We start from the raw sequence: 6,787 nt of genomic DNA, 5'->3' as shown, positions 1-6,787 counted from the left end.
GTGTTATTTAGGAGCAGAAAAAATGGTTAGGAATAAGGCATTGATTACAGCAGCTAGTTGCTGTAATTAATAACAAAAATGCAAATTTTATTTGCAGTTAGTTAGCAGCCATTTTAACCAAAATAAATGAATAGATAATTATTAAATTTGCTATTAATACAAGATTGGAAAACATCATGCGCTCACTAAAAGTATCGATATTAATCGCTTTTCCCTGCCTTATTTTTGGCACCTTTACTTTTTCGGCGGCAGATATGCTTGAAAACAATTTCGAACTTAGCACTGAAAATCAACTTAGTGAAAATTTCAACCCTAAAATAAACGATTTTTGGGAAAAAAATTCACAATCAAAGCGCTTCATGGGTGCCGATAATAAAGAAATTTACACCGTAGCTATAAAAACAGGTAATAGTAAAGCCATTGTGATCAGCCAAGGGCGCAACGAAAGCACTTTAAAATACAAAGAAGTCGCCTATGATCTTAGCCGGCAGGGATATGATCTGTATTTAATTGATCATCGTGGGCAAGGTTTTTCTGAGCGTTTAGGGGGCGATAAATATCGAGGCCACGTAACTCAATTTCAAAATTATGTGGATGATTTCAATCTCTATGTGATGTCACTTGATTTACAGAAAAACTATCAACAACGCTACCTACTCTCACATTCCATGGGGGGCACGATCACTGCTTTATATCTTGAACAATATCCCCATCCATTCCAAGCCAGCGTTTTTGTTAGTCCAATGTTTTCAATCAATTTAGGGGGGATCCCCACCAGTATCGCTAAAATAATAACTTATAGCAGTGCCGAAATATGCAGTTGGTTTAGCGACCAAGCTTGTTATATATTTTTTGGTGGTGCTTACCAACATAAAACCTTTGCTGAAAATGAAGTAACCTCGAGTGAATTGCGCTTTTATTCGGCACAGCATACATTTATACAGGATCCAGAGACGCAACTTGGTTCTCCGACCATGCGTTGGGTGAGTGAAAGTATAAGTGCCACTGAGCAGGCAGTGGCAAATGCAAGTAAAATATCGGTCCCGGTGTTAATCATTCAGGCAGGTGCAGATACAGTTGTAACTCGCGATGGGCAAACTGGATTTAGTGACAAGGTCACTTTTTGCAAAAATAATAATCTCCTCAATATTTCAGGAGCCAAACATGAGATCTTATTAGAAAGCGATCGCTACCGAGTGCCCGCATTAAGTGCTGCGCTTCACTTTTTTGAAAAATCACAACAAGGTAAAATAACATGTACAAAATAGCCATTTCTGATCTTGATGGCACCTTACTGGGACCAGATCACCGCATTTCCCCAAATACGAAAGAGAGCATAAAGCGTTGGATTGACAATAATCGTAAATTTGTTATCGCAACAGGTCGCCATTATATTGAAGCAAAAAAGCTGCAAGCCTCTATCGGTTCGCCCATTTATTTAATTACTTGCAATGGGGCGAGGGTGCATAATAAACAAGGAGAGATAATCCATCGGCAGAATCTTGGCAGCGATATTGCGCAATGGATTTGTGATAACCAATTTGATGATGGCGTGCAAATAAACTTATTTACCGATCAAAATTGGTATGCCAACCACTGTATCCCTGACCTTGATGCAATGGGATTAGATGCTGGATTCGATTGTGTCGCAACGGATCTAAGTGCACTAGATAAAAGTGATACCATTAAAATATTTTTCTGGGCGGAGCCTGAATTATTGCAACCCATTTATGAATTATTAAATAACCGCTATGGCCATCGAATAAATCTTACCTTTTCATTAGATAAATGTTTAGAAGTAATGCATGCAAACACCAATAAAGGCGAAGCTGTAAAAGTGGTGTTGAAGGACAAGGGCTTGCAAATTGAAGACGCCATTGCATTTGGAGACGGCATGAATGATGTTGAGATGCTAAGCTTGGTAGGCAAAGCGGTGCTAATGGCCAATGCCCAACAAGCATTACGTCAAGCATTGCCGGTTGCAGAATATACTCTCTCTTCCAAAGAAGATGGTGTAGCTATTTTTTTAAATAATTTATTAGCGAAGTGAAATCATGATAAAAAAAACATGTATAACAACGATTACCATTTTATCAACGCTCCTCTCGTTATCAGCACAAGCTGATAACAAAATGGAGATTCAAGCAGGTTTTGCTGTTGATATGGGCTTTGGTGCCACAGCATTAATAAATAAACAATTCAGCATAATGGTAGGAAACAGGGGTATTGCAGCTGATTATATATTTAAACAAGGCAGATTTAACATGGACGTTCCTTTTACATGGTATGTTGCGGGCGGTGCCTATAATGAGTGGGATAAGGGTTTTGGTGTACGCTTGCCGTTAGGCTTAAACCTGAACTTTGAAAAAAATTGGAATGCTTACGTACAAATATCACCAGATCTTGATTTTGATGATAACGCCAAGTTTGGCGCGCAATTTGCGACTGGTCTTCGTTATCATTTTTAATTGCTTTTATTTGCACAAATAAAAAAGGTCTAGGCCCTTTTTATTGCCTTTAATAAATTCACGGAGAAAGTGTTGTGTAGACACTCATTTAGCGCTTAAAAATAAGACAATCCCTTGCATCAACTTGGATATAGTGAAATAAAGGAGGGCGCTGTTATACTGCAAGGTAACTGTATCGCTCATCAGCCGATTAATATTACTGAATTAAGGTTTTTTATGCGTCTACCTCACTTATTATTATGCGTACCTCTTTTTTTTGCTGTTGCTTGTAGCTCAACAATACCTCCTGCGGCAATAAAAGCAGCCCCCATTATTAAAAAAGATGTTCTTAAGCAGGACTTTTCAAAAATACTGACGGGTAATTTTAGAGGACAATTTAGCCTCGAAGACGGCCAAGCTTACTTTAAAATATGCGCTACTGAACAAACTTTTTCTGTTAATGCGAATGCCGCATTGCGTAATATTTATGAGCAGATCGCAGCAACAAAATCAGATCCTGTTTATATCGAATTTACAGGAGAAATAATTTTTCCAGAGGCCGGAAATCAAGAACAAGATGCGATAATGCGTATTGATCACGTGCATCATATGGCGCTCGCCAAACTGTCGCTACAATGTGCGAAGCATACCCAATCATTTCAATTTAAGGGAAAAGGGAATGCCCCCTATTGGCGTTTAAATATTACGGGACAAAAGCTATTTTTTGCAACCAAAGCACGTAATCAGGTTTACCAAGTCACGAATGCTAATTTTAAAACAACTCAAATTAACCGTGTAAAAAGCATTAATGATGAACAGCAAAAACTTGACTTAACGATTCGGCCAAGCCATTGCTACGATTTAAAAAATAAAGAATATTGGGGGTATAGTGCAAAAGTAGATTCTGTTTGGGGAGAATTTAGCGGCTGTGGCGAGCCTGGATGGCTGCATACTGAAGACAATTTCTCTGGTTATTATTTAAATAAAATGGCAGGAAAAATATCGAATTTAACGCTTAGTAAAGACTATAGCGTAGAATATCAAGAGCAGATTGGCACAAAAACCCTAAACAAAAGCGGTTTTTGGAAAAGCAATTCACCCGATAAAGTGGTTGTAATGTTAACTCGAGAAGGTCAGACAATAATTCGTGAAGAGCTGATTTTCCATCGGGAAGGATTAACCCTTAACATACAACAGATCAATAAAGACAACATATTAACCTCTTTTACGCCACCCGGTTTAGTCTTTAATAAAATGAATCACAAAGCCCACGAGGAAATCGTTGTTAAACGTATGGATCGTGTATTCACAGCTCAAAACATTAAGCCCGTGGCAAGTATCGACCTTGATATACAAAAAGCGATTAACCAGTACTTTGAAATTCATCGCACCGATCCCAAAGAAACTCAATTTAGTTCAGTCAAATATGACCTTAATGGCGATGGTATTAAAGATGCCATTGTACTTCTTGATTGGTGCTCGAAAAATGGCTGTGAAATGCTTATTTTTGAAGGCATTGAAAACGGTTACCGTTTCTCAAGCCGTATATCGAGGGTGCATGCCCCGATCATCATTGCACAGACTCAACATTATTTATGGCAAAGCCTGCTAATCAAAAAAGAAACACAATGGTTTAAACTCGACTTTGATGGTATCAGCTATCCAATTAATAGTCGTGATTTACAAGCCGTAAACAAACAAGAAGAATCAACAGGGATCCTTTTATTTTCTCAAGGCCCCCCAGCTGAATGGTTTCCGATTAAGCTGTAAATAATTTCTATCGCACTTAAAAGGGAGTTATCTCCCTTTTGAAAGACACCCTAATCCGGTTTTATTATTGCTTCAAAAAATGCTTGTTCAAAGTGGTATTTAGAAATTTTTTTATCCTTTTCTTTATGCTCAGATAAAGCAGTCTCTGCTAAGTTGTAACCATTCAAAATTAAAACAAAAAGCCTATCACCATGATCTCGCTTAACAACCCCCAACAGGTTAGCAACGCCTTGCATTGAACCTGTTTTAGCAATGATTTTACCCTTTAATAATTTACCTCGCACACCTTGATGATACTTAAGCGTGCCATCGATTCCCGCCACTGAAAAGCTAGATAATAAGTTTAAGCGGCTATCATTGTGGTAGACATACTCAAGCACGGTCATAAAAAGCACAGCACTCATTAAGTTATGCCGAGATAAACCAGAGCCGTCTGCTAAATAAGCATTTTCCAAATCAATACCCTGCTCTTTTAATATTAATTTGACAGCCTGCCCACCATTACGAAAATTACCCGCAGTCCGAAAATAAGCTGCACCTAAGGTTTTAAATAAGCTGTCTGCAATTAAATTGTCAGACTCCTTCACCATTATTCGTAGCATTTCATCCAAGGGCGGCGATTGATGGCGGATTAAAACATCCCCAACAGAACTCGTATTATTGCTATCAAGTTTAATTTCCCCCTCTAATATGATCCCAACCTTCATTAATTCAGATGCGATTATTTGCCGCGCATAGGCGAACGGATCATTTACAGCGAAGGCCAAAGCAAATGGCCGCTCACGTGGTACCATACATCCCCAAAGAGAATATTGATTGTGACTATTACGCGTCACTTCAAGTTCGCAGAATTGCGCACTACGCTGCGCTTTTGTGACCACAGAAACATCACTACTAATATCAACAGGCTCATAGCCGGGAATAAACAGTGTTGCTTTTTTTGCCTTGGGGTGGCTCAAACTTAAATTACCTAATACGCAGTTTTTATTCACTATAATCGCATTACTAGGAGCCGTATAACAGACACCTAAATCATTCCAAGCCTGTCCGTTACTCCATTGATAACCACTAAAATGAGATTGGTTAAGTAAAAAATCACCAGCAATATACTTTATACCTAACTGCTTTAAGGATTTCAGCATGCCACTAATATCACTGCGCAGTAAAGTTGGATCTCCTACAAAACGCATTATCAGATCACCTTGATAACGCTGCTTATTGATATTGCTTTTTTCCCCTTCAATAGTTGTTTGATAACGAAATTGACTGCCTAGATATAATTTAGCCGCCGTTGCCGTTAGTAATTTTTGCATACTCGCCGGAGTACGTAACAGCGATTGCTGATATTGTGTGATAACTTTATTTTGAGCCGGATCAACGACCATATATGAGATCTGCGTACCTTTAGGCAATAAGGGGTGCAGTGCTAACCAGTCACTGGCAAATAAATTGACCGGCAAGATAAAAATAATAAAACAGAAAAAACACTTAGACATAAAACCAGTACCCCAAAAAAACACAAATCACATCATAGCGTCAATCTATAACGAAAACAGTTAAACATGCAGAATTGATTCTATAGCAGTGCTATAATTTTTTTACGCCACTGGTTAACTATGAGTCTGAAACGATGAATAACCCGCTATACCAAAAAAATATTATCTCCATCGCTGATCTATCGCGCAGCGAACTCGAACTTATTCTACAAACAGCGCTCTCATTGAAAGAGACCCCACAGCCAGAGCTGTTAAAAAACAAAGTGATTGCCAGCTGTTTTTTTGAAGCATCAACACGAACTCGCCTTTCATTTGAAACAGCAGTACAACGCTTAGGCGGAAGTGTTATTGGCTTTGATAGTGCCGGTAATACCTCTTTAGCGCAGAAAGGGGAAACCTTAGCAGACTCGGTTAAAGTGATCGCCTCCTATGCAGATGCTTTTTTTATGCGCCACCCACAAGAGGGCGCTGCACGTTTAGCTGCTGAGTTCGCAAATATTCCGGTCATAAATGGCGGCGATGGTGCCAACCAGCATCCAACACAGACGTTACTTGATCTGTTTACTATTTATGAAACCCAAGACACTCTGGATAGCCTTAATATTGCATTTGTTGGTGACTTGAAATATGGCAGAACAGTACACTCTCTAGCACAAGCACTGTCGCTTTTTAACTGTAATTTCTACTTCATTGCCCCGGATGCGTTAGCGATGCCCGATTACATACTGGAGGAATTAAACGGTAAAAGGATAAACTATTCTGTACATAAAAGTATCGAAGAAGTTATTGATTCACTTGATGTGTTATATATGACTCGCGTACAGAAAGAGCGTTTTGATGAAACAGAATACCAACATATGAAATCTGCCTTTCTTTTAAATGCGCAAATGTTAGAGAATGTGCGTGATAATTTAAAAGTATTACACCCATTACCACGTATCGATGAAATTCATAGCGATGTAGATGACACGCCTTATGCTTATTATTTTCAACAAGCTCAAAATGGCGTTTATGCCAGGCAGGCATTACTTGCCTTACTGTTAACAAACCAATTCCAAATAAAAGGTTAATAGC

Annotated in this window: 6 protein-coding genes; 5 read left to right on the top strand and 1 reads right to left on the bottom strand. The window is 38.7% G+C overall.

Annotation, left to right across the window (positions count from 1 at the left end; genetic code table 11):
- Window positions 1-176: 176 nt before the first annotated feature.
- From KSO91_RS09410 to KSO91_RS09395, 4 genes are all read left to right on the top strand, one after another.
- Window positions 177-1,268 carry an alpha/beta fold hydrolase gene (locus KSO91_RS09410; RefSeq protein ID WP_238742702.1) on the top strand — a complete coding sequence of 364 codons (1,092 nt, stop codon included), beginning with the start codon at window positions 177-179 and terminating at the stop codon, window positions 1,266-1,268.
- Window positions 1,256-2,050, top strand: a complete 795-nt coding sequence (locus KSO91_RS09405; RefSeq protein WP_238742701.1) for a Cof-type HAD-IIB family hydrolase — start codon at window positions 1,256-1,258, stop codon at window positions 2,048-2,050. The genes KSO91_RS09410 and KSO91_RS09405 overlap by 13 nt, the downstream gene beginning before the upstream one ends.
- A 4-nt stretch (window positions 2,051-2,054) precedes the next feature.
- On the top strand, window positions 2,055-2,468 hold the full coding sequence (locus KSO91_RS09400; protein ID WP_238742700.1) for a hypothetical protein: 414 nt from the start codon (window positions 2,055-2,057) through the stop codon (window positions 2,466-2,468).
- Window positions 2,469-2,684: 216 nt separating this feature from the next.
- Complete coding sequence (locus tag KSO91_RS09395; protein WP_238742699.1) at window positions 2,685-4,217, top strand: hypothetical protein; 1,533 nt, start codon at window positions 2,685-2,687, stop codon at window positions 4,215-4,217.
- Between the two features lie 50 nt (window positions 4,218-4,267).
- Here the strand turns inward: KSO91_RS09395 and dacB are convergent, their stop codons facing one another.
- Window positions 4,268-5,713, bottom strand: coding sequence for a D-alanyl-D-alanine carboxypeptidase/D-alanyl-D-alanine endopeptidase (gene dacB, locus KSO91_RS09390; RefSeq protein ID WP_238742698.1), 1,446 nt, complete (start codon window positions 5,711-5,713; stop codon window positions 4,268-4,270).
- A gap of 134 nt (window positions 5,714-5,847) precedes the next feature.
- Here dacB and pyrB point away from each other — a divergent pair, with 134 nt between their 5' ends.
- Window positions 5,848-6,783: an aspartate carbamoyltransferase gene (gene pyrB, locus KSO91_RS09385; protein WP_238742697.1), complete on the top strand. Its 936-nt coding sequence runs from the start codon at window positions 5,848-5,850 to the stop codon at window positions 6,781-6,783.
- The last annotated feature ends 4 nt before the right edge of the window (window positions 6,784-6,787 follow it).

This window comes from Psychromonas antarctica (assembly GCF_022267535.1).
Taxonomy (GTDB): Bacteria; Pseudomonadota; Gammaproteobacteria; order Enterobacterales; family Psychromonadaceae; genus Psychromonas; species Psychromonas antarctica.
Note: the sequence above shows the minus strand (reverse complement) of the source record. Positions and strands in the feature narration are given on the sequence as shown.

Bases quoted from the DNA above. Each gene is read 5' to 3' on its own strand.
- dacB (WP_238742698.1), bottom strand. From the start codon at position 5,713: ATGTCTAAGTGTTTTTTCTGTTTTATTATTTTTATCTTGCCGGTCAAT.
- KSO91_RS09405 (WP_238742701.1), top strand. From the start codon at position 1,256: ATGTACAAAATAGCCATTTCTGATCTTGATGGCACCTTACTGGGACCA.
- pyrB (WP_238742697.1), top strand. From the start codon at position 5,848: ATGAATAACCCGCTATACCAAAAAAATATTATCTCCATCGCTGATCTA.
- KSO91_RS09400 (WP_238742700.1), top strand. From the start codon at position 2,055: ATGATAAAAAAAACATGTATAACAACGATTACCATTTTATCAACGCTC.
- KSO91_RS09395 (WP_238742699.1), top strand. From the start codon at position 2,685: ATGCGTCTACCTCACTTATTATTATGCGTACCTCTTTTTTTTGCTGTT.
- KSO91_RS09410 (WP_238742702.1), top strand. From the start codon at position 177: ATGCGCTCACTAAAAGTATCGATATTAATCGCTTTTCCCTGCCTTATT.